At 37.6% G+C, this 23,023-nt stretch carries 19 protein-coding genes and 1 riboswitch; of the genes, 14 read left to right on the top strand and 5 right to left on the bottom strand.

Going from position 1 to position 23,023, the window contains the following annotated elements:
• The first annotated feature begins 19 nt into the window (after window positions 1–19).
• Window positions 20–1,219, top strand: a complete 1,200-nt coding sequence (locus tag PYW42_RS09815) for a pyridoxal phosphate-dependent aminotransferase (protein WP_002410844.1) — start codon at window positions 20–22, stop codon at window positions 1,217–1,219.
• A 16-nt stretch (window positions 1,220–1,235) separates the two neighbouring features.
• A complete protein-coding gene (asnS, locus tag PYW42_RS09810) occupies window positions 1,236–2,588 on the top strand; it encodes an asparagine--tRNA ligase (protein ID WP_002376912.1) in 1,353 nt (450 codons plus the stop codon).
• Window positions 2,589–2,634: 46 nt separating this feature from the next.
• Here asnS and PYW42_RS09805 read toward each other — a convergent pair whose 3' ends face one another.
• Complete coding sequence (locus tag PYW42_RS09805) at window positions 2,635–3,594, bottom strand: Gfo/Idh/MocA family protein (RefSeq protein WP_002389307.1); 960 nt, start codon at window positions 3,592–3,594, stop codon at window positions 2,635–2,637.
• Between the two features lie 166 nt (window positions 3,595–3,760).
• On the opposite strand from PYW42_RS09805, the gene PYW42_RS09800 reads away from it, so the two are divergent.
• From PYW42_RS09800 to clpB, 10 genes are all read left to right on the top strand, one after another.
• Entirely contained in the window at window positions 3,761–4,285 is a 525-nt protein-coding gene (locus PYW42_RS09800) for a hypothetical protein (RefSeq protein WP_002382789.1), read from the top strand.
• A 59-nt stretch (window positions 4,286–4,344) separates the two neighbouring features.
• The gene (locus tag PYW42_RS09795) at window positions 4,345–4,524 is read left to right on the top strand and encodes a hypothetical protein (protein ID WP_002384259.1); all 180 of its coding nucleotides are present in this window, start codon (window positions 4,345–4,347) and stop codon (window positions 4,522–4,524) included.
• A 99-nt stretch (window positions 4,525–4,623) separates the two neighbouring features.
• A complete protein-coding gene (locus PYW42_RS09790) occupies window positions 4,624–5,265 on the top strand; it encodes a glycoside hydrolase family 73 protein (RefSeq protein WP_002366997.1) in 642 nt (213 codons plus the stop codon).
• 19 nt (window positions 5,266–5,284) lie between these two features.
• Window positions 5,285–5,971 carry a beta/alpha barrel domain-containing protein gene (locus PYW42_RS09785; protein WP_002356802.1) on the top strand — a complete coding sequence of 229 codons (687 nt, stop codon included), beginning with the start codon at window positions 5,285–5,287 and terminating at the stop codon, window positions 5,969–5,971.
• 146 nt (window positions 5,972–6,117) lie between these two features.
• Window positions 6,118–6,215: riboswitch (purine riboswitch) on the top strand.
• 154 nt (window positions 6,216–6,369) lie between these two features.
• Entirely contained in the window at window positions 6,370–6,951 is a 582-nt protein-coding gene (locus tag PYW42_RS09780) for a xanthine phosphoribosyltransferase (protein WP_002356804.1), read from the top strand.
• 2 nt (window positions 6,952–6,953) lie between these two features.
• Window positions 6,954–8,273: a nucleobase:cation symporter-2 family protein gene (locus PYW42_RS09775; RefSeq protein ID WP_002382793.1), complete on the top strand. Its 1,320-nt coding sequence runs from the start codon at window positions 6,954–6,956 to the stop codon at window positions 8,271–8,273.
• A 327-nt stretch (window positions 8,274–8,600) separates the two neighbouring features.
• Window positions 8,601–9,716, top strand: a complete 1,116-nt coding sequence (purK, locus tag PYW42_RS09770; protein ID WP_002394696.1) for a 5-(carboxyamino)imidazole ribonucleotide synthase — start codon at window positions 8,601–8,603, stop codon at window positions 9,714–9,716.
• Between the two features lie 42 nt (window positions 9,717–9,758).
• On the top strand, window positions 9,759–11,054 hold the full coding sequence (gene purB, locus PYW42_RS09765; RefSeq protein ID WP_002356808.1) for an adenylosuccinate lyase: 1,296 nt from the start codon (window positions 9,759–9,761) through the stop codon (window positions 11,052–11,054).
• Window positions 11,055–11,237: 183 nt separating this feature from the next.
• Entirely contained in the window at window positions 11,238–11,609 is a 372-nt protein-coding gene (locus PYW42_RS09760; protein ID WP_002359784.1) for a DoxX family protein, read from the top strand.
• A 269-nt stretch (window positions 11,610–11,878) separates the two neighbouring features.
• Window positions 11,879–14,485, top strand: a complete 2,607-nt coding sequence (gene clpB, locus PYW42_RS09755) for an ATP-dependent chaperone ClpB (protein ID WP_002356811.1) — start codon at window positions 11,879–11,881, stop codon at window positions 14,483–14,485.
• 34 nt (window positions 14,486–14,519) lie between these two features.
• On the opposite strand, the gene PYW42_RS09750 is transcribed toward clpB, so the two are convergent.
• Together PYW42_RS09750 and PYW42_RS09745 are read right to left on the bottom strand one after the other, a co-directional pair.
• Window positions 14,520–14,999 carry a nucleoside 2-deoxyribosyltransferase gene (locus PYW42_RS09750; RefSeq protein ID WP_002362157.1) on the bottom strand — a complete coding sequence of 160 codons (480 nt, stop codon included), beginning with the start codon at window positions 14,997–14,999 and terminating at the stop codon, window positions 14,520–14,522.
• Window positions 15,000–15,022: 23 nt separating this feature from the next.
• Window positions 15,023–16,243, bottom strand: coding sequence for a GNAT family N-acetyltransferase (locus tag PYW42_RS09745; RefSeq protein WP_002356813.1), 1,221 nt, complete (start codon window positions 16,241–16,243; stop codon window positions 15,023–15,025).
• Window positions 16,244–16,489: 246 nt separating this feature from the next.
• On the opposite strand from PYW42_RS09745, the gene lepA reads away from it, so the two are divergent.
• Window positions 16,490–18,325: a translation elongation factor 4 gene (gene lepA / locus PYW42_RS09740; RefSeq protein WP_002362155.1), complete on the top strand. Its 1,836-nt coding sequence runs from the start codon at window positions 16,490–16,492 to the stop codon at window positions 18,323–18,325.
• A 74-nt stretch (window positions 18,326–18,399) separates the two neighbouring features.
• A complete protein-coding gene (trpS, locus tag PYW42_RS09735) occupies window positions 18,400–19,404 on the top strand; it encodes a tryptophan--tRNA ligase (RefSeq protein WP_002356846.1) in 1,005 nt (334 codons plus the stop codon).
• Window positions 19,405–19,457: 53 nt separating this feature from the next.
• On the opposite strand, the gene PYW42_RS09730 is transcribed toward trpS, so the two are convergent.
• A complete protein-coding gene (locus PYW42_RS09730; protein ID WP_002388273.1) occupies window positions 19,458–21,236 on the bottom strand; it encodes an ABC transporter ATP-binding protein in 1,779 nt (592 codons plus the stop codon).
• Between the two features lie 52 nt (window positions 21,237–21,288).
• Window positions 21,289–23,016 (bottom strand): ABC transporter ATP-binding protein, encoded by a 1,728-nt coding sequence (locus tag PYW42_RS09725; protein ID WP_002389238.1) that lies wholly within the window; start codon window positions 23,014–23,016, stop codon window positions 21,289–21,291.
• Window positions 23,017–23,023: the final 7 nt, after the last annotated feature.

Here is a 23,023-nt window from a genome sequence, read left to right as displayed (position 1 = left end):
AAGTGGGAGTGAAAGGTGTATGAACGTATCAAATCGAGCACAGCAATTGACTCCTTCTGTTACATTAGCAGCTGCCGCCAAGGCGAAAGCATTAAAAGCAAAAGGTGTAGATGTTTTAAGCTTAACGGTTGGGGAACCAGATTTTGTAACCCCGAAAAATATTCAAAAAGCAGCAATTGCTTCAATTGAGGATGGAAGAGCAAGTTATTACACACCTTCTGGCGGCATTCCTGAATTAAAGCAAGCAATTGTCTCTTATGTGGAACGAGAATATCAACTTCGTTATCAACCCAAGCAAGTTATTGTGACAGATGGTGCCAAATATGCGCTGTATCTATTATTTCAAGCCATTTTGAACGTTGGGGACGAAGTGATTATCCCTGTCCCTTATTGGGTAAGTTATGGTGAACAAGTCAAATTAGCAGAAGGCAAGCCAGTATTTGTATCAAGCACGCAAGAGCAATCATTTAAAGTGTCAGTCGCACAATTAGAAGCTGTACGAACGGACAAAACAAAAGCAATCATTTTAAATTCACCATCTAACCCAACTGGTATTATTTATACGGAAGAAGAATTACGCCAAATTAGTGAATGGGCAGTTGCTCATAATATCCTCATTATTGCAGATGATATTTATGGTCGTTTGGTGTACAATGGACATCGGTTCACACCAATTGCAACCATCTCAGAAGCAATTCGTCAACAGACAATCATTATTAATGGTGTTTCCAAAACATATGCAATGACAGGCTGGCGCATTGGTTTTGCAGTCGGTGATGAAAAAATTATTCAAGCAATGACACAACTCGCTTCACAATCCACCAGTAATCCAGTCGCAGTTAGCCAATATGCGGCAATTGAGGCTTTAACAGGTGAACAGTCGACAGTTGAAGACATGCGTCAGGCCTTTGAAAAACGCCTGAATCATATCTATCCAAAAGTAGCAGCTTTGCCAGGTGTTTCGCTAATAAAACCTGAAGGCGCCTTTTATCTATTCCCGAATGTCAAAAAAACGTTAGAAATTTGTGGGTATGATAACGTGACTAACTGGGTGGAAGATTTATTACAAGAAGCGCATGTTGCTCTGGTAACGGGAGAGGGCTTTGGTGCACCAGAACATGTGCGGATGAGCTATGCGACAGATTTAATGACGTTAGAAAAAGCGATTGAGCGAATGAATGACTTTATAGAAAAGAAACGAATTCAGCACAACGCCTAAAAGAATAAACTAAGAAATGAACGGAGAGACAAACGTGGAACAAATTCAAATTATTGATTCAAACAAACATGTTGGAGAAACAGTAAAAATTGGCGCTTGGATTGCTAACAAACGCTCAAGCGGAAAAATTGCCTTTTTACAATTACGTGACGGGACAGCCTTTTTCCAAGGTGTCGTGTTCAAACCAAACTTCATTGAAGCCTTTGGTGAAGAAGCTGGTACAGAAAAATTCCAAGAAATTAAACATTTATCACAAGAAACAGCAGTCATGGTTACTGGTGTTATCAAAGAAGATAGCCGTTCTAAATTCGGCTATGAAATGGATATCACTGATTTAGAAGTCGTTGGCGCTTCAGAAGATTACCCAATTACGCCGAAAGAACACGGCACAGATTTTTTAATGGATCATCGTCATTTATGGTTACGTTCAAGCAAACAACATGCGATCATGTTAGTTCGTAACGAAATTATTCGTGCTACTTACGAGTTCTTTAACGAACAAGGATTCATTAAAATTGATAGCCCAATTTTAACAGGCTCAGCACCAGAAGGCACAACAGAATTATTTGAAACAGATTACTTCGGACAACCAGCATTCTTATCACAAACAGGTCAATTATATGCAGAAGCTGGTGCGATGGCATTTGGAAAAGTCTTTACTTTTGGACCAACTTTCCGTGCGGAAAAATCCAAAACTCGTCGTCACTTAACGGAATTCTGGATGATTGAACCAGAAATGGCATACACAACTCATGAAGAATCACTAGATATTCAAGAAGCCTACGTAAAACATTTAATTAAATCGGTATTGAAAAATCAACAATATCCATTGGATGTTTTAGAACGTGATACAGCGTTACTGGAAAAATATGTTTCGGAGCCATTCAAACGTATTACTTACGATGATGCGATTGAGTTATTACAAAAAGAAGAAGCAAACAATGATTATGATCACATTGAATGGGGCGAAGACTTTGGTAGCCCACATGAAACCTTTATTTCAAATTACTATGGCGTTCCAACATTCATTTTAAATTATCCAAAAGCAATTAAAGCCTTCTATATGAAACCACATCCAACACGTGAAGATGTTGTAATTTGTGCCGATTTAATTGCACCAGAAGGTTATGGTGAAATTATCGGTGGTTCAGAGCGTGCAACTGATTATGATTATTTGAAAGAAAAAGTTGCTGAGTTTGGCTTATCTGAAGAAGAATATAGCTGGTATTTAGATTTACGTAAATACGGTTCTGTGCCACATTCCGGCTTCGGGTTAGGTTTAGAACGTGCTGTTACGTTCATTACTGGTAATGAACACATTCGTGAAGCGATTCCGTTCCCACGTATGTTAAACCGTATTTATCCATAGAGAACAAATAAAAAAGAGAACTTCGGCAAAAGCCGAAGTTCTTTTTTTAATTCTGCCATAATTTTTGCATCTGGTCCAAAATATCAATGACTTCTGTCGTGAAAAATAAGGAGCGGTTGGGTTGAGTACCTTTGATTGCTTCAACCATATTGTAGATTTCATAATTCATGGCTTCAGCTGAGTACCCAGAAACGATGGTCTCAACTGTACCGTCATTGTAGTGAACGATTGCTTCATCTGCACGTGGATAATCTGTAATGGTAATATAGGCATCTTCAAAAGCAACAATTCCTTGCTTTGGCATTTTTGCTTGGAATGTTAATGAAATAGTAGCCAACTCATTTTCTTTATTCCGAAGCAATGTCACCGATTGTTCATCAACGCCAGTAGAGAAGGGAACCATGCTAGAAGCTAAAACGTCTGGCTGTGAGCTGAGAAACCAACGAGCAAACGAAACCGCATAAGTACCAATATCTAACAATGCGCCGCCTGCTAAGTCAGGATTAAAAAAGCGATTTTTAGGATCGGGTTCTTTGTAACTTCCAAATGGTGCTTGAATCATTTTTAACTGACCAAATTTGCCAGCATCCATCAAGCGACGTAATTCGTCGTATAGTGGCATGTTAAAAATAGTCATGGCTTCTGCTAAAATAAGGTCATTTTTTTCTGCAACTGCCAAGGCTTGTTTTAATTCTGCCGCGTTCATCGTAATAGCTTTTTCACACAACACATGTTTTCCGGCCTGGAGCGCTTTTAAAATGTGTTCAGCATGTTGTTTATTTGGCACTGCTATATAAACAACATCGATTGTTTCATCTGCTAGCAATTCTTCATAAGAACCATAGGCTTTAGGGATTGAATAATCAGCGGCAAATTGTTCTGCTTTAGTCAATGTCCGTGAAGCAACAGCTGCAAGTTGGCTAGTTTCTTGTTTAAACGTTGAAGCAAATTCGTGGGCAATTCCACCTAATCCTACGATGCCCCATTGATATAATTTTTTTGTCAAAAGAAGTCCTCCTAATCTATGCAATTTCTTCAAATCTTCTTCATTATTTATTATACTGTAAACAAGAGAAATTAGAAAACAAGGACAATTTTGTAAATATGATAAAATCCAGAGATAAAAAGATGCTTTTTTTAGAGAATTTCAGTAAAATAGAAAATGGAGGCGAATGATTATGCATCAAGTTTATGTAGATATTATTGTTGACGCAATTATTGAACAGTATCAAACAGAAGAAAATTTTTACTCCGCTTATCAAATTCAAGCAGCCGATTGGCAAGCTTGGAAAGAAGGCCAATTTGGTTTGGACAATGAAGTCATGCAAAAAATTAAGAATTTGTTTACGGATTATGAGTGGATGCTGACTCAAAAAATACTCCGCCAAACCATCTTATTTCCGGAAAAACGTAACCTAGCTGTTTCGGAATATAAACGGTTAAAAACAACAATTGCCAAAAAATGGCTACAATCTGATTTGGGCGTTGTAGAATTAATTCCTAACAATAAACAGGAACAAGAAATTGCTGCTGGTTATATTGATTTGAAAGTGACGCTGGCCTATGGTGAATGGGGTTTTGATGATATTATTACATTCCGGTTACCAGCTACGATTCAACGACAATTGGAAGGTTCAAAAGTTGAATTATTAGATTGGGTCAATGAAAATCTGATGGATACTTACGTAGGTGAATAACGAATAGGAAGGATGGTCTTTTGAAATACACAATTGCTGGGATTTTATCTGTGATTATTATGTTTGGTGCGGTAATTTTTGTCTTTTTTGGCAAAAAGCCAGTTGAAGAATCTGTTCACACATCAACTGAAACAACAGTGAAATCATCCACTAAAATTTCTGAAAGTAGTACAGTTTCTTCAACTGCTACCACTGAATCAAGTACTGAAATCACGAGCGTAAGCAGTGATGAAAGTTGATAATTTTCTGTGAAAATGATACAATTATTCGGTTATAGTAACAAATGAAATCAATCACGAGAGTGAAAGATAGTGAAACATTTTATCGGAAAATAAAAGATGAAGTGGGGAATTAATGAAGTGAGCAACTATCAGAAAAAAAGAAAAAAGCAGCTGAATTTGCCAAAGTTATTCTTAGGCGTAGTTGTCGTCGGTTTGGCCTTTGTCTTTTCGTTATCTGTCCTTTCTGATTCAGATAAGGGACAAAGCGAGTCAGTCAATCGCCAAAATGAAAACATCTCAAAAGAAGAATTTGTTGCTGAAATCACACCGTATGCACGTGAATTACAAGAATCTTACGGGGTATTACCAAGTATTATTATGGGGCAAGCAGTTTTAGAATCAAATTTTGGACAAAGTCAATTAGCATCGAAATATAACAATCTTTTTGGGATTAAAGCATATGGCAATCAACCAAAAGTCAATTTAGAAACAAAAGAGTATGTCAATGAGGTCTGGATTACGATTCAGGGTGATTTTCGAGTTTATGACAATTGGGAAGAATCCATGCGAGATCATACCAAGTTATTTGTTGATGGGGTCGATTGGGATCCAAATTTATATGAAAAAGTCTTGTTAGCCAAAAATTATAAAGAGGCTGCACAAGCGCTTCAAGATGCTGGATACGCAACGGATCCTACATACGCTGATAAGATCATTCATGTAATTGAAGAATACAATTTAAATAAATACGACCGTTAAGCATGGAGGAACGATGACAATGAGCGAAAAGTGGATTCCAGAAATTATGACGCCGCTGAAACAAGATATTGTAAAAATGCCAGAGATTATTCGGCAAGCCAGTGGCATTAAAATTTTTGGCCGTAAAATAAAATCAATTATTTTTACGACAGATATTGCGATTATCCGCAATACGGATGCACAGGCAGTGATTGCTGTATATCCTTTTACACCGCATCCAGCGATTACAAAAGGCATTATTGAAGCAGCGGATATTCCTGTCTTTTCAGGAGTCGGCGGCGGTTTAACGCAAGGCATGCGTTCTGCTTATATGAGTTTATTTGCAGAAGCACAAGGCTCAATGGGTGTCGTTTTGAATGGTCCTACACCAATTGAAACAATTAAAATGGTGGATGAAGCAATCGATATTCCTATTATCAGCACAGTAACTTCTATTCATACACCAATTGATGAAAAACTTGCGGCTGGCGTGGATATGATTAATATCAGTGCAGGAAAAGACACTGCAGCCACCGTACGCTATTTCCGTGGCAAGTATCCAGAATTACCGATTATTGCAACAGGAGGACCAACTGAATCGAGTATTCATGAAACCATTATCGCCGGAGCGAATGCTATTACATATACGCCCCCTAGTAACGGTGAATTATTCAGCAAAAAAATGAAAAAATATCGTGAACAAGAAAAAGCAACCGATGAAGAATAAAAAACGCTTTGGCAGTCTATCCTGCCAAAGCGTTTTTAGCTATTTAATGTTCGCTTTTACGGAACAATGGAAGAATGAACCAATTATTTGAAAATTCTAATGAAAAAAAGTTGTTAAACCATTGAAAGTTAGAGATTTTTGTACTATCCTAGAGAAACATAGAAGCTTGTATAAGGTCAAAATACGGTTGACCGTCTCTACCCAGCACCGTAAATGCTGGTCTATAAGTGAAGAAGAGCGGATAGCCCTTTTTTGCTTTGGCAAAATGGGCTTTTTTCTTTTGTTAGAACACGAATATAAATAGCACTTTGTTTTATTTCGTTCGTTTTTAACGAACCGTCCTTTCCTCAGGATGAGAACAAAGCATCTATCGAAAAATAAGTAAAGGAGTTCATATTGTGAAGGAATTAGTCGAACGTATTAAAAATGATGGCCGTGTATTAGGTGAAGGTGTTTTAAAAGTAGATAGTTTTATTACGCACCAAGTGGATCCAGAATTAATGGAGGCTATGGGTAATCGTTTTGCTGAGGTTTTCGCAGAAGCAGGCATTACCAAAGTAATTACAATTGAAGCATCAGGAATCGCTCCTGCCTTATACGCAGCGCAAAAATTAGGTGTGCCAATGATCTTCGCTCGTAAGGCAAAAAGTTTAACCATGGATGAAGAGCTCTTAACGGCTTCAGTTTATTCATTTACAAAACAAGTGACAAGTCAAATTTCCATTTCAAGAAAATTTTTATCTGATGCTGATAAAGTGTTGATTATTGATGACTTTTTAGCTAACGGACAAGCTGCCAAAGGGTTGGTAGAATTATGCCAACAGGCTGGTGCAAAGGTTGAAGGAATTGGTATCGTAATTGAAAAATCATTCCAAGATGGTCGTCAGTTATTAGAAGACATGGGCTTAAATGTAGTCTCTTTAGCACGTATTGCTTCATTAAGTGAAGGAACGGTGACGTTTTTAGAGGAGGATGCATAATCTTGGAAACAAAACAATTGAATACACCACAACAGACGGAAACACCAAATGGGAAAGCCGCCGTTTTAGGATTGCAACATTTATTAGCGATGTATGCTGGAGCAGTTGCCGTACCTTTATTAATCGGAACCGGCTTGAATTTTGATTCGCAACAAATGACGTATTTGATTTCAATCGATATTTTTATGTGCGGCGTTGCGACACTTTTACAATTAACGGTGAATAAGTTTTTTGGGATTGGCTTGCCAGTCGTTTTAGGTTGTGCCATTCAAGCAGTTGCACCTTTAATCATGATTGGTACGAACAAAGGGGTTGGTGCAATTTACGGTTCAATTATTGCTTCGGGCATTTTTGTCGTTCTTATTGCAGGATTTTTCTCAAAAATTAAACGTCTATTTCCGCCTTTAGTCACCGGCACAGTCATTACAGTTATTGGTTTGACCTTAATTCCTGTTGCTGTTGAAAAAATGGGTGGCGGCTTAGCAACGGACAAAAGTTTTGGTGATCCTAAAAACTTGCTCCTCGCATTTGTAACAATTGCCTTAATCATTGTTGTGCAAGTTTGGGGACGTGGCTTTATCAAGTCAATTGCCGTGTTAATCGGCCTAGTCGGTGGCACAATTTTAGCTGCGTTTCTGGGATTAGTGGATTTGTCTCCTGTTGGTCAAGCTACGTGGTTTCATTTTCCACAGCCATTTTATTTTGGCAAACCAACGTTTGATCTTTCTTCTATTGTGTTGATGATTATTATTTCAATTGTTAGTATGGTTGAATCAACAGGTGTTTATTTTGCCTTAGGAGACATTACAGGGAAGAAAATTGGCGAAGATGATTTACGTCGTGGGTATCATGCAGAAGGTTTAGCCGTCATTTTAGGGGGGATTTTTAATACGTTTCCTTATACAGGTTTCTCTCAAAATGTCGGGTTAGTTCAATTATCTGGGATCAAAACACGTCGACCAATTTATTTTTCTGCTTTTTTCTTAATTATTTTAGGCTTATTACCAAAAATTGGTGCGATGGCTCAAATTATCCCAGAGCCGGTTTTAGGCGGCGGAATGCTGGTTATGTTTGGAATGGTGGCTGTCCAAGGAATGCGCATGTTGTCAAAAGTTGACTACTCAAATGACAAAAATTTATTAATTATTGCCATCTCGATTGGCTTTGGTTTAGGCTTTAATATTATGCCAACGCTCTTTAATAAAGTACCAGAAACTGTTAGCATGTTTACTGGTAATGGAATTGTCATGAGCAGCATTACCGCAATTATTTTAAATCTTTTATTCAATGGTTTAAAAGAAACCTCAGAAAGTAACGAATAGTTTCAAAAAAGTATGATAGATAAGGTCAGATGGCTTTTCTTTCATACTTTTTTGACCTAATCATCGTTTAGAAAAATTTAATGTTTTCATCAATTTGAAGAGAAAAAGAGAAAAGAGCTTGGTTACAAAGAGACGAGTAGTAAGTTACCGCTGTTTTATCCTAAAGTATGTTAATAAATTCTGATGAGAAAACCTAAGGGAAACACTGCTGGCACTTGAAGTTGAGCCTTTTTCCTTGTATCATGTAAAAAGAGCACTCTTAAAGGCTAGACTGCGACGAGAAACCGTAGAAGGATTTTAAGGATAAAACTGTGATGGAAAGTTGTGATGAACTTGGATAAACCACTATTACCTGGTCAAGTGATTGGTATCATTGGTGGCGGACATTTAGCAAAAATGATGGCCCTTAGTGCAAGAGAAATGGGGTTTCGAGTGGGTGTGCTAGATCCACAAATTGATTGTCCTGCTGCACAAGTTGCCGATTGGCAATTATTAGGAGCATATAATGATCCTGAAGCGTTAGAGAAATTGGCAAAACGTGCCCAAGTGATTACGTATGAATTTGAACATGCAGATGTTGATGCGTTAACAGCGATTCAACATTTGGCGAATATACCTCAAGGAACAGACATTTTAGCGATTACGCAAGATCGTTTAATGGAAAAAAGTTTCTTGGAAGATAATAATATTGTGATTGCGCCTTATGCAACGATTGTTAGTCCGACTGATATTCAGGAAGCAATTGATGGCATTGGCTACCCGTGTATCTTGAAGAATACGCGAGGGGAAGGTCGCTATGTACTACATAGTACTTCAGACTTAGCGCCATCCATGAATCTTCTGAGAGAAGGAACCTGTGTCTTGGAAGCTTGGATTCCTTACGAAAAAGAATTATCTGTTCTGATTTCTGGTAATGGTCGCGGCGAATTTGCGACATTTCCAGTTGTGGAAACAATTAAAAAAGAGCGTAAGCTACATGAAACGATTGCGCCAGCCCGAATTGATGAAGAAGTTAGTGGCGAGTTGCAACGAATTGCTAAGGTGATTGCTAAAGCAGTTGGTTTAGTCGGCACCCTTTCAATTGAAATGTTTTATACAGAAACAGGCGGGATTTATGTAAATAAAATTTTACCTCGTCCAGAAGATGCTGGGAATTTTTCTATAGATGCTTGTTCTTTTAGCCAATATGATACGCATATTCGTGGTTTATGTAATTGGCCAATGCCAACGATTCAACTGTTGTCAGAAGCGGTTACGGTCAATGTGCTTGGGAATGAAGCCTATGAAACGATGGACATTATTAATGAACATCCAGATTGGCATTTCCACTATTATGGCCACAGTGAAGCAAAAGCGCAACGAGCGATGGGGCACATTACTATATTAACCAAAGAAATCGATGAAACACTGGAAGAAATTAAAGAAACAAAGATTTGGTCGTAATTATTTTTCAAAAATTGAGGAGTAAAGAGGGGATAAGGCACAATGATTGATCGTTATACAAGACCCGAAATGGGCGCAATTTGGACAGATGAGAACCGTTACAAGGCATGGCTAGAAGTTGAAATTTTGGCGGATGAAGCTTGGGCAGAACTTGGCGAAATTCCTAAAGAAGATGTACAAAAAATCCGAGAAAATGCATCATTTGATGTTGCACGTATTTTAGAAATTGAAGCAGAAACACGTCATGATGTTGTCGCTTTTACTCGTGCCGTTTCAGAAACGCTTGGTGAAGAGCGAAAATGGGTGCACTATGGGTTAACCAGCACAGATGTTGTGGATACTGCCTATGGTTATCTATTGAAACAGGCGAATGATATTTTACGGAAAGATTTACAAACATTTACGGAGATTGTCGGAGCCAAAGCCAAAGAGTATAAACATACGGTCATGATGGGAAGAACGCATGGCGTTCATGCAGAACCGACTACATTTGGTTTGAAATTAGCGTTGTGGTATTCTGAAATGAAACGCAACATTGAACGTTTTGAACATGCAGCCAAAGGTGTCGAAGCAGGTAAAATCAGTGGAGCCGTAGGTACCTTTGCCAATATTTCACCATTTGTTGAAGAATATGTTTGCGAACATTTGGGGATCCGTGCTCAAGAGATTTCGACACAAGTTTTACCACGTGATTTACATGCAGAATATGTTTCTGCCATGGCATTAATTGCGACAAGTATTGAAAAATTTGCAACAGAAATTCGTGGTCTACAAAAATCAGAAACGCGTGAAGTAGAAGAATTTTTTGCAAAAGGACAAAAAGGATCTTCGGCAATGCCGCATAAACGGAATCCAATTGGTTCTGAAAATATGACTGGTTTGGCACGTGTGATTCGTGGTCATGTCATTACTGCCTTTGAAAATGTGAGTTTATGGCATGAACGAGATATTTCTCACTCGTCTGCTGAACGGATTATTATTCCCGATACGACGATTTTGCTAAATTACATGTTGAATCGTTTTGGTAATATTGTCAAAAACTTAACGGTCTTCCCAGAAAATATGAAACGTAACATGGATGCGACCTATGGACTAATTTACAGCCAACGTGTCTTATTAAAATTGATTGACCACGGCATGACACGTGAAGAAGCGTATGATCTGGTCCAACCAAAAACAGCTTACGCATGGGATCATCAAACGGCGTTCCGTCCGTTGCTAGATGCGGATGAAAAAATTACATCTGTCTTATCAAAAGAAGAGCTAGATGATGCCTTTGATTACCATTATCATTTAAAAAACGTTGACACGATTTTTGAACGTGTTGGTTTAGGATAACAAGAAAGCGAGAAGAAGGATGATTCTTCTCGCTTTTCTCTTATAATGTTATAAACTGAAGGATTAAAAAACAAACGTATTGTTAAATACGTTTGTTTTTTTCTATACTTTTTTCGATTTATCCTTTATAATGTAACTTAAATAGTTACATTAGCTATTTAATGCAAACAAAGGAGGAGAAGCATGGATAAACAACAACGAGGCATTCAAGTGATTAGAATTTGGCTAGGGGTGACGATGCTAATTCATGGAGTGATGAAAGTAACGTCATTAGAAGATACTTTAGCGTTTTTTGCTAGTATTGGTTTGCCAAGCCTTTTCGTGTATGGTGTAGCGGCAATTGAATTAATTGGTGGATTATTTATGATTATTGGCTTTTTAATTCCTTTGGTATCAGTAGGATTCATAGCAGTTTTAGTCGGAGCTATTTTTTCTTTTGGTTTGGCAAGTGGTTTTAGTGGTTATGAGTACGAATTATTTTTAGCGATAACCAGTTTGGCTATTTTGGTTAGCTATGCCGATAAAAAGTATCTTACGTTAAAACTTTATTTTTAATAAATCAAAGCAATAAAGAGTTGGTCAAACTAGTTGTGATTGCGAAAAAGCCCTAAAACAGTGATATTTAGTTGTTTTAGGTTTTTTTTATCAAAAAGGTCAAAAAAGGTCAATTTGCTTATTGACCTTTACTGACCAATAGAGTATAATAAATTTATAAGGTTTACGAATACCTTAACTTTTGAAGAAATCCATCAAAAGTCGGATAATAATAATTGTAAAGAATGTTAAAATAAAAAAGACAAAACAATAAACGGGAGGGATCGTTTATGAATATTGAAAAAATGACAACCACGCTACAAGAGGCGATTGCTGAAGCTCAAAAAGTTGCGGTGACACGGCAACATCAAGAAATTGATATCGCACATTTATGGAAAATTTTTCTTCAACCAAACCATTTTGGACGTAATTTTTACACAGATGCTGGTTTAGATGTTGACGCATTTGAACGAGAAGTAGATAACGCGTTAGATGAATATCCAAGTGTGGCGGGCGGTAATGTGCAATATGGTCAAAATTTAAGTCAAAATTTGTTCCATTTATTGCAAGAAGCTGATTCACTTCGAGAAGAATTCCAAGATGAATTTTTATCAACCGAAATTGTACTTTTAGCTTTAATGAAATTGAAAAATTATCGTTTAACAAAATATTTAATGCAACAAGGCATTACGGAAAAAGAGTTAAGAAAAAATATTGAAGAGATGAGAGGAGGAGATCGTGTGACTTCTCAAAACCAGGAAGAACAATATAAAGCACTAGAAAAATACGGTGTTGACTTAGTACAACAAGTAAAAGCAGGAAAACAAGATCCAATCATTGGTCGTGACGAAGAAATTCGTGACGTTATTCGGATTTTATCAAGAAAAACTAAAAATAATCCAGTCTTAATTGGTGAACCAGGTGTTGGTAAAACAGCGATTGTTGAAGGATTAGCACAACGAATCGTTCGTAAAGATGTTCCCGAAAACTTAAAAGATAAAACCATTTTTTCTTTAGATATGGGTGCCTTAATTGCGGGAGCAAAATTCCGTGGCGAATTTGAAGAACGGTTAAAAGCTGTTTTAAAAGAAGTGAAAAAAAGTGATGGCAAAATCATTTTATTCATTGATGAAATTCATAATATCGTCGGAGCTGGTAAAACTGAAGGCAGTATGGACGCCGGGAATTTATTAAAACCGATGCTAGCACGTGGTGAATTGCATTTAATCGGTGCCACAACGCTTGATGAATATCGCCAATATATGGAAAAAGATAAAGCCTTAGAACGTCGTTTCCAAAAAGTATTAGTCAAAGAACCAACAGTAGAAGATACAATTTCTATTTTGCGTGGCTTAAAAGAACGATTTGAAATTCACCACGGCGTGAATATTCATGACAATGCTTTAGTTGCTGCCGCTACTTTATCCGATCGCTATATTACTGATCGTTTCTTACCAGATAAAGCGATTGACTTAGTCGATGAAGCAAGCGCAACGATTCGAGTGGAAATGAATTCGATGCCAACAGAGCTCGACCAAGTAACACGTCGGTTAATGCAACTAGAAATTGAAGAAGCGGCCTTGAAAAAAGAATCGGATGATGCAAGTAAAAAACGGTTAGCCAACTTGCAAGAAGAATTAGCAGATTTGCGTGAAGAAGCCAACTCAATGAAAATGCAATGGGAAACGGAAAAAGAAGAAGTTAATGCGGTTTCCAACAAACGTGCAGAGATTGATAAAGCAAAACACGAATTAGAAGATGCTGAAAATAATTATGATTTAGAACGAGCTGCTGTTTTGCGTCATGGAACAATTCCACAATTAGAACATGAATTGAAAGAATTGGAAGAAAAGAACGCTAAAGATAACGTCAAAATGGTACAAGAATCGGTTACTGAAAACGAAATTGCGCAAGTGGTCGGTCGTTTAACCGGCATTCCTGTGACAAAATTAGTTGAAGGCGAACGAGAAAAATTAATGAAACTGAATGAAACATTACACAAACGTGTGATTGGTCAAGATGAAGCCGTCGATGCTGTTAGTGATGCGGTAATTCGTTCAAGAGCAGGATTACAAGATCCAAATCGCCCACTCGGTTCGTTCCTTTTCTTAGGACCAACTGGTGTTGGTAAAACAGAACTTGCTAAAGCCTTAGCTGAAGATTTGTTTGATTCTGAAGATCATATGGTACGGATTGACATGAGTGAATACATGGAAAAACATGCCGTGTCTCGTTTGGTTGGTGCCCCTCCAGGCTATGTTGGTTATGAAGAAGGTGGCCAGTTAACGGAAGCTGTTCGTCGAAACCCTTATACAATTGTCTTATTAGACGAAATTGAAAAAGCGCACCCAGATGTCTTTAATATCTTATTACAAGTTTTAGATGATGGTCGTTTGACAGATTCTAAAGGTCGAGTCGTTGATTTTAAAAATACAGTTTTAATTATGACAAGCAATATCGGTTCTCAGCTTTTACTGGAAGGTGTGACACCTGAAGGAACAATTCCCGAAGAAGTTGAAAATCAAGTCATGAATATTCTAAAAGGACACTTTAAACCAGAGTTCTTAAACAGAATTGATGATACCATTTTATTCACACCATTGAGCTTGGATAATGTGAAAGGAATCATTGGTAAAATGACCGCACAACTTGCTCATCGTTTAGAGCAACAAGAAATTGTGTTGGAAATCACTGATGAAGCTAAAACATGGATTGCTGAAAATGGGTATGAGCCAGCTTATGGAGCTCGTCCGTTAAAACGTTTCATTACTCGCGAAGTCGAAACACCATTAGCAAAAGAAATTGTTTCTGGTCGAGTAATGCCAAAAACAAAAGTCACGATTAGTCTATTAGACAATCAATTAGTTTTTGAAAATGAACCAATAGAAGAAGTATAAAAAAAGAACGAGCGAATTCGCTCGTTCTTTTTTATTATGACAATCGTTGCTTAATTTCTTCCAACAAGTCCTCTTCTGAAGAAACAACCCGACCATTCAATTTAATCAAACCAACTGTATAAAGGTTTAAATAATGGAATTGATTTTCAGCGACTTCGTTCAAAGCATCAAGCTTTTGGTGATTATCAGCACCTTGTTGGCGGCTGTCTGTGTAAAGGGCAACCACCGGGATTCCTTTGGCATAAGCAACACCAATTTCTGAAGCTACGCCCGCATCAATGGTTGGTCCGTCTAATAAAGCAACCAATAAGTCGCTAGCAAGGACGTTTTCTGTATCTGCTAAGGCAATCATTTTGCTATCGGCATAAGCAGATTTGTCGTTAATCGCCGCATTTTCTTGTGGTAAATAAAGATCGATTGTTTTATCCAATTGTCGAATTTGTTCGACTAAATAGGCATTATAACGTAAGTCAGCTTGCGAAAATAAAGGTCCTGCAAAATAAATTTTTGTCATTTGTCTGTCTCCAATCCAAGGGTTTAGAAATAATCACTGAAATAAGCTTCTTGGTCAGGAAAAATCCGTTCCAAAGAATTTAAAGTTTCTTTATCTGTATCAATACGTTCAATTCGATGTAAGTACGAAGGGCGTCGGTAATTCATGACTAAACAAGTTAGTGTTTGAATATCTAAGTGAACGGCGGTGCCTAGAGGTTCATCCGTAATGGTCACTTGATCATTTTCATCCCAAATTAAGCCAAAAATACCATTATTCCACTCAGCGACAGGATCTTTAACGACAAAATGGAAGGGCTTAGCTGTACTTTCAAAAGGAAAGTTTTCTAAAAAGGCTTTGACATCAACAATTCGCGCCATATAATAGGGCTCAATGCTTTCTTTAATTTGGCTGTCTTCTAAAAGAAAGGCTAATGGTTCGTTTTTATAGATATCGCCCTTGACCCAATAAACCATCGAAAAATGCGCAGTAATAAAATTCCACAAGCCATTTCGGGCTTCTTGGTTCAAGTAAAACATTTCCTTAATATGAAATACCTCATCGGCCACCCAATAGAAAAGTACTCCTAAAGGTTCTTGATTGGCACCATAATAGACAGCAGCAGTCCGTTCTTCCTCGTTTTCGAAACGCCAATATTCTTCCCAGTTGAAGGCACTACGAATGAGTGCGCCGTGATTTTGACGAGCGAATCGCGCATAGACATCAAAGACATCTGGGTGATCGACAGCTAATCGTTCAATCATTCCTGGAACTGGAACGGTTTTTGGTAATTGTGTATCCCGAATTTTAAAAGATAACTTGTCGGACATGATTTCCCAACCTTTACGTCGGTAATAAGGAATGTTGTAAGGGAAAAGATAAGAAATCCACTGTTTATCTTGGCGCATTTCTTCTAATGCCGTTTGAATCAAGTCTTTCATTAAACCGTGGTTGGCATATTCAGGATAGGTACCGACACCAGTAACGCCGCCCATTTTATATAAAGCACCATGGATATTGACTTCGCATGGATAGATAGCAATTTGTGAAATTAATTGATTTTCGTGAAACCAGCCAAATACTTTTGAAAGTTCTAAAATCGGTTGTTTTGATTTGATAAATGCGCGTTTGTTTTCAAAACCACTTTCTTCAATATCTGCTTCAGTCACTTGAAAAACATAGGAAAGAAGTTCATTAAATTGATCAATGTGTTCTTCCTCAACAGGCTTTAAGGTCAGTTGCTTTCGAAATTCTTGTTCATCCATTTTTCCATCTCCAATAAATTTACTGTTTTTAGTATACCAAATTTTTCGAAACTCTGTTAGCCTTTCGAAACCAAAAGAATAAAAGGGAAGTGCTTTAAATCTTCATCAAAAATTGGTATAATGAAAAGTGCTGATTATCCTAGACCTTTAAACATGATAATTTGATAAAAAAGGCAACTAAAATATAACAATTGATTGATGAAGCTAGCAGGGAGCTAGCTTTTCTTAAAAGAAATGAGGCAAAAAATGAACAATAAAGAAATGAAAGCAAGACAAGAGAAAATTCGTAATTTCTCGATCATTGCCCACATTGACCATGGGAAGTCAACTTTAGCCGACCGGATTTTGGAAAAAACAAATACAGTCAGCAGTCGAGAAATGCAAGATCAATTACTTGATTCAATGGATTTAGAGAGAGAACGCGGCATTACCATCAAATTGAACGCCATTGAATTAAACTATACAGCCAAAGATGGTGAAACCTATACTTTCCATTTGATTGACACACCAGGGCACGTCGATTTCACCTACGAAGTTTCTCGTAGTTTGGCAGCTTGTGAAGGGGCTGTTTTAGTTGTTGATGCGGCGCAAGGAATTGAAGCGCAAACGCTAGCAAATGTCTATTTGGCATTGGATAATGACTTAGAAATTTTACCTGTTATTAATAAAATTGATTTACCCGCTGCTGATCCAGAGCGTGTTCGGACAGAGATTGAAGACGTAATTGGAATTGATGCATCGGAAGCTGTTTTAGCAAGTGCAAAAGCAGGAATTGGGATTGAAGATATTTTAGAACAAGTGGTGGAGTATGTACCAGCTCCATCAGGGGACATTGAGGCTCCTTTAAAGGCTTTGATTTTTGACTCTATTTACGATAGTTATCGGGGGGTCGTTTTAAACATTCGTGTAATTGACGGTGTCGTTCGTCCTGGAGATAAAATCCAAATGATGAGTAACGGTAAAACGTTTGATGTAACAGAAGTCGGCGTTTTTTCACCGAAACCAATTGCTCGTGATTATTTAATGGTTGGTGATGTGGGCTATATCACCGCTAGCATTAAAACGGTTCAAGATACACGGGTTGGGGATACAGTGACTTTGGCTGACAATCCAGCAGCAGAAGCACTACCAGGCTACCGCAAAATGAATCCAATGGTTTATTGTGGCTTATATCCAATTGATACGTCGCGCTACAATGATTTACGGGAAGCATTAGAAAAATTACAATTAAATGATGCGGCGTTACAATTTGAACCGGAAACATCGCAAGCTTTAGGGTTTGGTTTCCGTTGTGGTTTCTTAGGTTTGCTGCACATGGATGTTGTTCAGGAACGTTTGGAACGAGAATTTAATTTAGAGTTAATTACAACAGCACCGTCTGTAATCTATCACGTTAATAAAACTGACGGAACAACCGTTGTTGTTGATAACCCAGCTGAATTTCCAGAACCAGTAACGATTGAATCTGTGGAAGAACCTTATGTTAAAGCGCAAATCATGGTGCCAAACGATTATGTAGGAGCAGTAATGGAATTATCACAACGTAAACGTGGCGAATTCATTACAATGGATTACTTAGACGATTATCGTGTAAACGTAGTTTATGAAATTCCGTTATCTGAAATCGTGTTTGACTTTTTCGATAAATTGAAATCAAGTACAAAAGGCTATGCATCCTTAGATTACGAAATGGCTGGCTATCGTACCAGCCGCCTAGTGAAAATGGATATTCTATTAAATGCTGAAAAAGTGGATGCGTTAAGCTTTATTGTTCACCGAGATTTCGCATTTGAGCGTGGAAAAGCGATTGTTGAGAAACTGAAAAAACTAATTCCACGTCAACAGTTTGAAGTCCCAGTTCAAGCGGCGATTGGTCAAAAAATTGTGGCTCGTTCAGATATTAAAGCCTTACGCAAAAACGTACTGGCTAAATGCTATGGTGGCGATGTTTCTCGTAAACGTAAATTGTTAGAGAAACAAAAAGAAGGGAAGAAACGGATGAAACAAATTGGATCCGTGGAAGTTCCTCAAGAAGCCTTTATGGCGGTTCTGAAAATGGATGAAGATGATCAGAAAAAATAAACAGAAAAACAAGACAACCTTTTTCGTTGTCTTGTTTTTCTAAACTACTTAAAAACGATAAAGGTGTGTAGACAATGAATACTATCTTAACAGGTGATCGTCCAACTGGTAAATTGCACCTAGGACATTACGTAGGTTCCTTAAAAAAACGAGTAGAAATGCAAGCAGACCCTACAAATCAATTATTTGTCATGATTGCAGATTTACAAGCATTGACAGATAATGCAAAAAATCCCGAAAAAGTTTCAGCCAATGTTTTAGAAGTTGCTTTGGACTATTTAGCAGTTGGTTTAGACCCTACGAAAACAACAATTTTTATCCAATCGCAAATTCCACAGTTAGCTGAATTAACAATGTACTATCTAAATTTAGTGACCACGTCACGTGTTCGTCGGAATCCAACGGTCAAAGCAGAAATTGAGCAAAAAAAATTTGGCGAGGGTGTTCCGACAGGATTCTTTATTTATCCCGTTTCACAAGCTGCTGATATTACTGCCTTTCAAGCGAACTTAGTCCCAGTTGGGGAAGACCAAAAACCAATGTTGGAACAAGCGCAAGAAATTGTGCATAGTTTTAATCAGACGTACGGTGAAGTTTTAGTTAGACCGGAAGCTGTGTTACCACCAAAAGGCATGGGACGCTTGCCAGGAATTGATGGCAACGGAAAAATGAGTAAGTCTTTAGGTAATGGTATTTATCTTTCAGATCCAGCTGAAGTGGTTCAGAAAAAAGTAATGAGTATGTATACCGATCCAAATCATATTCGTATAGAGGACCCAGGACAAGTTGAAGGAAATATGGTCTTTACTTACTTGGATGTCTTTGGGAAAGAGAAAGAATATATTGAAGAATTAAAAGAGCACTATCGTCATGGCGGTTTAGGAGATGTGAAAATTAAACGTTACTTAATTGATGTCCTAGAAGAAGAACTCGCACCGATTCGTCGACGTCGTGAAGAGCTGGCTAAAAATCCAGAAGCGATTATGGAAATGTTGCATAAAGGAAGTCTTGCTGCTGAAAAAGTGGCAGCACAAACCTTAACAGAAGTCAAAAAAGCGATGGGAATTCAATATTTCTAAGCAATAAAAGAACTGGAACAAGTCAAAAGAAGAATGACTTGTTCCAGTTCTTTTTAAGTGGTTTGAAATTGACTATTATATAAGCTGGCGTAAAGAGTCGGAGCTTGTAATAGTTCCTGATGCGTTCCCTTTTCAATAATATCGCCATTTTTCATCACTAAAATTAAATCAGCATTTTCAATCGTGGATAATCGATGAGCGATAACGAAGCTTGTTCGATTTTCTGTGACAGTTTCCATCGCTTTTTGAATATGGGCTTCTGTTCGTGTGTCCACACTCGAAGTTGCTTCATCGAGAATAACAACGGGCGGATTTGCTAAAATGATTCGGGCGATGGTTAATAACTGTTGTTGCCCTTGTGATAATGCACCATTTTCGCTAGAAATAATTGTGTCATATCCTTGAGGAAGGGTCCGAATAAAATGATCACATTGAGCAATTTTAGCCGCTTCAATTATTTCTTCACGAGAAGCGTCTTTTTTTCCATAGGCAATATTATCTGCTACGGTTCCTTCAAATAGCCAAGTGTTTTGTAATACCATGCCAAATAAATTTCTTAGATTTTGTCGAGAAAGTTTCGTAATATCAATCCCATCAAAAGTAATGGCGCCTTGATTTATTTCATAGAAACGCATCAATAAGTTGACTAATGTTGTTTTACCAGCGCCGGTGGGTCCCACAATGGCCACTGTTTTTTTCGGTTGAACAGAAAAATCAACATTCTTCATTAAAATTTTTTCTGGTGTGTAGCCAAATTGAACATTTTTAAATTCAATGGCTCCTTTAGGAGAAGAAATAGTTTCTAAATGAGTTGCTTCTGGCTGTTCATCAGCTTCATCTAAGATAACAAAAATCCGATCAATGGAAGCCATCGCTGCTTGAATTGAGTTAATGACATAAGAAGCGGTAGAAATCGGCTCAGAAATTTGGTTGATATATTGCAAATACGCTTGCAAGAAACCAATCGTAATACCACCAGATAAAACGAGCATTGCGCCTAAGATAGCACTGATAATAAAAGCCAACTGATTGATAAAACGAATAGCTGGATAAATCGCAAAATTTAGAAACTGTGCTTTTTTAAAGGCACGATAATGTTGTTGATTAACAGCAGCAATTGTTTTTTCAGCATTTTGCTGTTGATTAAAGGTTTTTGTGACCAAATTTCCTGCTAAATATTCTTCCATTTTATTATTTAATTGACCTAATTCAGCTTGACTTTGATCAGCAAACACCTTGTTTTTATTCGCAATTTTTGTCGTCATGAAAGTACTACCGCCAATTAGTAGCAACACTAAAATAGTTAATTTTGCATCAATATAGAACAACATAATTCCTGCAAAAAGGATAGTCACGACGGAAGTGAAAAATTGGTTGATGCCTGTTAAAAGAACTTGTGACAATTGGTTTAAGCCAGTTGTTGAACGACTAATGATATCGCCCACTTGGTGATTGTCAAAGAAGGCCATTGGTAAAGTTTTAAACTTTTTTGTCACTTCTTTTCTAATTCTTAAAGTAACCCGTTCGCTTAAAGAAGCCATTGCTCGTTCCTGGATAAAAGAAGTGATACTACTAATGATTGAAAAGAGAATTAAAAGTAAGACGGGACCTAAGAGTGCTTCTTCAACTAAAGGAAGTGTCATGCCTTTGAGCCCGACACGCTTGATCGCTTCTAAGAGGTTATCAATCCCGATTGCCATAATATAGGTCATGGCAACAATTAATAAGTTTCCAATTAAACTGCAGATCATTAGACCATAAAAGATTGGATGCTCAGGTTTAATCATTTTCCAGAAACGTTTAAAGCTTTGAAGATTCATTGTTTTTTTCATTGTATGGCTTGAAAAGAAAACTTTCTTTCAAGCAGTCACATCCTTTCTTTAATTACTTGGGTAAGATACCTTGCGATTTAGCAAAGTCTTGGTAATAGCTATTAGTGGTAAGTAAATCAGCGTGGGTGCCTTGACCAACAATCCTTCCTTCATCTAGGACGATAATATTGTCAGCGTTCATGATTGTACTTAACCGTTGAGCAACAATGAGTAAAGTTTTGTCCGCCATTTGTGCATGTAAAGCGGCACGTAGAGCGGCATCAGTTTTGTAATCTAATGCGGAAAAGCTATCATCGAAAATATAAACATCTGCCGGTTTGATTAAGGCTCGTGCAATACACATTCTTTGTTTTTGACCACCAGAATAGTTGGCCCCGCCTTGTGCTACGAAACTTTCAATCCCTTGTGGTAAGGAATCGATAAATTCAGAAGATTGTGAAATTTCTAGTGCCGTTCTTATTTCTTCTGTAGTTGCTTTGGCATTTCCCATTAATAAGTTTGATAAGATTGTCCCACTGAAAAGAAAGGCTTTTTGTGGCACATAACTGATGACTTGGCGAATCGTTTGCTGAGATAATGAGCGGATATCTGTGCCAGAATAGCTAATCGTGCCGGCTGTGACCTCATTTATTCGTAAAAGTAACTTAACTAAAGTACTTTTACCAGCGCCAGTTGCCCCAACAATCGCCGTTGTTTTTCCTTTAGGGATGACAAAACTAACATTTTCTAAAACAGGATCAGCTGTTTCTGTGTATTGAAACGTGACGTGATCGAAGCAAATCAAGGCTTTCTCAGGATGATAAGCAATGATTGCTTCAGTATGAGGATCGCTAATTTCAATTTCTTCTGACAAAACTTCTTGCAAGCGATTCAAGGAAGCAACGGACCGTGGAATGACAACTAATACCATAGCCGCGATCATTAAGTAGGCCAAAGTTAGAAGCGTATATTCAATCACAGCTGTAACGGTGCCAATTTGTAGGGTGCCTACCGCCACTAAATTACCGCCAAACCACAAAATAGAGGCATACACAACGCCCATTAATAAAAAGGCAACAGGAGTAATCCAAGCAAAGATTCGATTCACTTTACTCATGCGTTCAGCATAATTTTTAAATGTTTGATTGGTTCGCTGCTCTTCAAAGTCTTGATTATTGAACGCACGAATCATATTAATTCCAGTAAAGAACTCTCGTAAAGTCGTAGTAATTCGATCCATTTTTGGTTGAATTTTTAAAGATAAAGGGGTGCCTTTTTTCATTAAAAAATAAACAACGACTAAGTAAAATACGATGGAAGCCAATGTTACCCAAGCGAGTGAAACTGAATAAGAAAATGTCATCACTAAGGCAAATAAACTAATAATAGGCGCTGGAAAGATTAATTGGCAAAACAGCACAATCATTGTTTGAACATTATCTACATCGTTGGTCATTCTAGTTAGCAAAGAATTTGAACCAAATTTATCAACATTTTTCATCGAGAATTGTTGAAATTTTTTAAAGAACAATCCTCTAACTTGGAAACCAAATTTAGCAGCTACTAAAGCAGACAAATAGCTAGAAATAATTGCGGCAATTGTTCCAATGAATGCCACAAGAAACATTTGTATGCCAATCGTTTTAATTACTTGTTGGTCACCGCTAACGATGCCCACATCAATCAACTTGCCAACTAATTTAGGGACGCCAAGGGTTCCTGCGATTTGCAAACAGATGGTTAAAGTTGTCGCAAGAACAATCCATTTATTTTCTTTAATAAACTCTTTCATTAATTTCATGAAATTT

Source organism: Enterococcus faecalis, from assembly GCF_029024925.1.
GTDB lineage: Bacteria > Bacillota > Bacilli > Lactobacillales > Enterococcaceae > Enterococcus > Enterococcus faecalis.
The sequence above is the reverse complement of the archived record's forward strand: the minus strand, read 5'-3'. Positions and strand labels throughout refer to the sequence as shown.

Excerpts from the sequence above, each read along its gene's own strand:
- PYW42_RS09815 (WP_002410844.1), top strand. The coding sequence starts at position 20 with ATGAACGTATCAAATCGAGCACAGCAATTGACTCCTTCTGTTACATTA.
- purB (WP_002356808.1), top strand. The coding sequence starts at position 9,759 with ATGATTGATCGTTATACAAGACCCGAAATGGGCGCAATTTGGACAGAT.
- PYW42_RS09800 (WP_002382789.1), top strand. The coding sequence starts at position 3,761 with ATGATTATGCATCAAGTTTATGTAGATATTATTGTTGACGCAATTATT.
- PYW42_RS09730 (WP_002388273.1), bottom strand. The coding sequence starts at position 21,236 with ATGAAAAAAACAATGAATCTTCAAAGCTTTAAACGTTTCTGGAAAATG.
- PYW42_RS09750 (WP_002362157.1), bottom strand. The coding sequence starts at position 14,999 with ATGACAAAAATTTATTTTGCAGGACCTTTATTTTCGCAAGCTGACTTA.
- lepA (WP_002362155.1), top strand. The coding sequence starts at position 16,490 with ATGAACAATAAAGAAATGAAAGCAAGACAAGAGAAAATTCGTAATTTC.
- PYW42_RS09760 (WP_002359784.1), top strand. The coding sequence starts at position 11,238 with ATGGATAAACAACAACGAGGCATTCAAGTGATTAGAATTTGGCTAGGG.
- PYW42_RS09785 (WP_002356802.1), top strand. The coding sequence starts at position 5,285 with ATGAGCGAAAAGTGGATTCCAGAAATTATGACGCCGCTGAAACAAGAT.
- trpS (WP_002356846.1), top strand. The coding sequence starts at position 18,400 with ATGAATACTATCTTAACAGGTGATCGTCCAACTGGTAAATTGCACCTA.
- PYW42_RS09725 (WP_002389238.1), bottom strand. The coding sequence starts at position 23,016 with ATGAAATTAATGAAAGAGTTTATTAAAGAAAATAAATGGATTGTTCTT.
- asnS (WP_002376912.1), top strand. The coding sequence starts at position 1,236 with ATGAACGGAGAGACAAACGTGGAACAAATTCAAATTATTGATTCAAAC.
- purK (WP_002394696.1), top strand. The coding sequence starts at position 8,601 with ATGAACTTGGATAAACCACTATTACCTGGTCAAGTGATTGGTATCATT.
- PYW42_RS09745 (WP_002356813.1), bottom strand. The coding sequence starts at position 16,243 with ATGGATGAACAAGAATTTCGAAAGCAACTGACCTTAAAGCCTGTTGAG.
- PYW42_RS09795 (WP_002384259.1), top strand. The coding sequence starts at position 4,345 with ATGTTTGGTGCGGTAATTTTTGTCTTTTTTGGCAAAAAGCCAGTTGAA.
- clpB (WP_002356811.1), top strand. The coding sequence starts at position 11,879 with ATGAATATTGAAAAAATGACAACCACGCTACAAGAGGCGATTGCTGAA.
- PYW42_RS09790 (WP_002366997.1), top strand. The coding sequence starts at position 4,624 with ATGAAGTGGGGAATTAATGAAGTGAGCAACTATCAGAAAAAAAGAAAA.